Origin of the sequence: Halomonas sp. 141 (assembly GCF_002810305.1) — a bacterium.
GTDB lineage: Bacteria > Pseudomonadota > Gammaproteobacteria > Pseudomonadales > Halomonadaceae > Vreelandella > Vreelandella stevensii.
In genome coordinates this window covers 1-3241 of sequence record NZ_PINZ01000084.1, presented here as the reverse complement: position 1 = coordinate 3241, position 3241 = coordinate 1, and the positions used below count along the sequence as shown (strand labels likewise).

Here is a 3241-nt window from a genome sequence, read left to right as displayed (position 1 = left end):
ACGTGAATGCGGCCCGGAATATCCTCAGCCTCGGGGCAGGACGTTGCCCTCAAGAAGTTGGAATCCCCGTCCTTTAGGGCGGGGAGGACGTCAAGGCGTGATATAGTGGTCAATATAAAGCACTTAGGCCCGCCGACACAGCGCGGCGCCTGCTCATCTTCAAGACTCTGCATAAACGGTGACGGTAACGCCATGGCCAAACTTCCTATTCTCGTATTTCCTGACGAGCGCCTGCGCACCAAGGCGGTCGCGGTGGAAACCGTGGACGACGAGGTCCGCCAGCTCGTGGATGACATGCTGGAGACCATGTACGACGCCCGTGGCATCGGCCTGGCCGCCACGCAAATCGACGTGCACCGCCGGGTGGTGGTCATGGACGTCAGCGACGACAACTCCCAGCCGCTGGTGATGATCAACCCCCGCTATGAGCCTATCGGCGAAGAGCGTGAGCCGCTGTCGGAAGGCTGCCTGTCGATTCCTGAGTATTACGCCGAAGTACCGCGCTACCTGAAGGTCAAGCTGACGGCGCTGGACCGCCACGGCGAGCCCTACGAGCTGGAAGCCGACGGCTTGCTGGCCCACTGCATTCAGCATGAGTACGATCACCTGGAAGGCGTGCTGTTCGTGGATTATCTGTCCCCGCTCAAGCGCGACCGGGTCATGAAAAAAATGCAGAAGCGCTACAAGCAGATGAACGACGCCTGACCCCGGTTGCGTCATCTGGCCCTGGGCCGAGCTGACAACGTTGCCCCACAAGCTTACCTGTGACGACAACGCTGCCTCTCGGCCCTCCTGCGTTTCATCGGCAGCACTTTCTCTTTTCACTCAAGGGCTCTCCACCATGTCACCGTTACGCGTTGTTTTTGCTGGCACGCCAGACTTCGCCGCCTCCAGCCTTGCTGCCCTTCTCGACAGCGAACACGAAGTGGTGGCGGTCTACACCCAGCCCGACCGCCCTGCCGGTCGGGGACGTAAACTCACTCCCAGCCCGGTCAAACAGCTGGCTCAAGCCCAGGCGCTGCCGGTGTATCAACCCGTCAGCCTGAAAGACGCCGAGGCCCAGGCCGAGCTGGCGGCCCTGAACGCCGATGTGATGGTCGTGGTGGCCTACGGGCTGCTGCTCCCCCAGGCAGTGCTGGATACGCCGCGCCTGGGCTGCATCAACGTACACGCCTCGCTGCTTCCCCGCTGGCGCGGCGCGGCGCCCATCCAGCGCGCCATCGAAGCGGGCGACAGCGCCTCGGGCGTCACCATCATGCAGATGGATGCGGGTCTGGATACCGGCGCCATGCTGCACGAAGTGCGCACCCCGATCACGCCGCGCACCACGGGCGGCGACCTGCACGACCGCCTGGCCATTCAAGGGGCCAATGCGCTGATCCACGTGCTGGACAACCTCGACAACGGCAGCCTTCAGGCCACCGCCCAGCCCGACGAAGGCGTCACCTACGCTGCCAAACTCAGCAAGGCCGAGGCCGAACTGGACTTCTCTCAGCCTGCCGAGCAGCTGGCGCGCAAGATTCGCGCCTTCAACCCCTGGCCCGTGGCCTGGTGCGCGCTGGGCAGCGACCGCCTGCGCCTGCTGATGGCCAGCGTCGAGCCCGGCGAGCAGCCCGCCTGCCCACCGGGCACGCTGCTGGCGCACGGTGAAGAGCACCTGCGCATTGCCTGCGGCGCCCAGGGCCAGGAGGTCTTGTGCGTCAGCCGAGCGCAACTGCCCGGCGGCAAGGCCATGGCCGTCCGTGACTTGTTGAACGCTCGCCAAACGCCGCTGACCGTGGGCCGTTGCCTGGGCCAGTCGCTGGAAGGACCCCAGCCACTGAAAGGAGCCGCCCAATGAACCTACCGCGCACACCCACGGGGAGCGGACTGGACGTGCGTGCGGCGGCGGCCAGAAGCCTGGTGCCGATCCTCACCGACAAGGGCTCCCTGGCGGGGCTGGACGAGCACAGCGTAGTAGCTAGGGACCGCGCGCTGCTCAAGGAGCTGTGCTATGGCACCTGCCGCCGCTTGCCGCGCCTTCAGGCGCTGGCCCAACGCCTGCTGAAGCAGCCGTTCAAGAAGCGCGACTCCGACGTTCAGGCCCTGCTCCTGATCGGTATTTATCAACTGCTCTACATGCGTACCCCGGCCCACGCCGCCGTGGGCGAAACCGCCGGCGCCGCCCGCCTGCTGGACAAGGAGTGGGCAACACGAGTGCTCAATGGCTGCCTGCGACGCCTGCAGCGCGAAGCCGACGCGCTGCAGGCCGAGGTGGACCGTGATGAAAGCGTCGCCCTGGAGCACCCCCAATGGCTGCTGGGCAAGCTGCGCAGCGCCTGGCCCGACCAGTGGCGGGCCATCGCCCAGGCCAACAACGAGCCCGGCCCGATGACACTGCGCGTCAACCAGCGGCACAACGACCGTGAAACCTACCTCACGCGGCTCACCGAGCAGGGGTTGGGCGGCGAGCTGTGCCTGCACGCCCCAGACGGTATTACGCTGCACACCCCCTGCGACGTAACCGTACTGCCCGGCTTTGCCCAGGGGCACGTCAGCGTACAGGACGAAGCCGCCCAGCTGTCGGCCGCTCTGCTGGGCCCGGCCCTGGCCCCCAGGCCCGGCGCCCATGTGCTGGATGCCTGCTGCGCCCCGGGCGGCAAGACGGCCCATTTGCTGGAGCAGTTCGATATCGCCCTGACAGCGCTGGACAGCGACAATCAGCGCCTGGCCCGTGTCGATGACACCCTTGCTCGGCTGGGGCTCGCTGCAGAGCTGAAACATGCCGATGCGACCACCCGCGACTGGTGGAGCGGGACGCCGTTCGATGCCATTTTGCTGGATGCCCCCTGCTCCGGCACGGGCGTGATTCGCCGCCATCCGGACATCAAGGCCCTGCGCCGCAAGGAGGACATTCGTCAGCTGGCCAGCCTGCAGCAGCGCCTGCTCGACAACCTGTGGCCGCTGCTCCGCCCCGGCGGCACGCTGCTCTACGCCACCTGCTCGGTGCTGCCGGAAGAGAACTGCGGCCAGATCGAAGCCTTCCTGGCCCGCACCCCCGACGCCCGGGCCACCACGCCGAACGATGTGGCCTGGGGCGAGCCCAGCGGGCCGGGCAGGCAACTGTTTCCCGCACAAAACAGTCACGATGGCTTTTTTTATGCCAGACTGGAGAAGCAGACTGCGTGACTGCTCCCCGCCCTGACGGGCGAGGCTTCCCACGTCTTAGGCCGCTGCCGGTGCGTGACCGGGCTTACACAGG

3 protein-coding genes are annotated in these 3241 nt (G+C 66.4%); all 3 read left to right on the top strand.

What is annotated here, in order from left to right:
* Positions 1 to 192: 192 nt before the first annotated feature.
* Positions 193 to 705: a peptide deformylase gene (def, locus tag CWI66_RS17250; protein WP_016914937.1), complete on the top strand. Its 513-nt coding sequence runs from the start codon at positions 193 to 195 to the stop codon at positions 703 to 705.
* Between the two features lie 136 nt (positions 706 to 841).
* Positions 842 to 1840, top strand: a complete 999-nt coding sequence (gene fmt / locus CWI66_RS17245) for a methionyl-tRNA formyltransferase (protein WP_100732357.1) — start codon at positions 842 to 844, stop codon at positions 1838 to 1840.
* Complete coding sequence (rsmB, locus tag CWI66_RS17240; protein ID WP_100732356.1) at positions 1837 to 3168, top strand: 16S rRNA (cytosine(967)-C(5))-methyltransferase RsmB; 1332 nt, start codon at positions 1837 to 1839, stop codon at positions 3166 to 3168. Before fmt ends, rsmB begins: the two co-directional genes overlap by 4 nt.
* The last annotated feature ends 73 nt before the right edge of the window (positions 3169 to 3241 follow it).

Coding starts and splice junctions, on each gene's coding strand:
- rsmB (WP_100732356.1), top strand. CDS start 1,837: ATGAACCTACCGCGCACACCCACGGGGAGCGGACTGGACGTGCGTGCG.
- fmt (WP_100732357.1), top strand. CDS start 842: ATGTCACCGTTACGCGTTGTTTTTGCTGGCACGCCAGACTTCGCCGCC.
- def (WP_016914937.1), top strand. CDS start 193: ATGGCCAAACTTCCTATTCTCGTATTTCCTGACGAGCGCCTGCGCACC.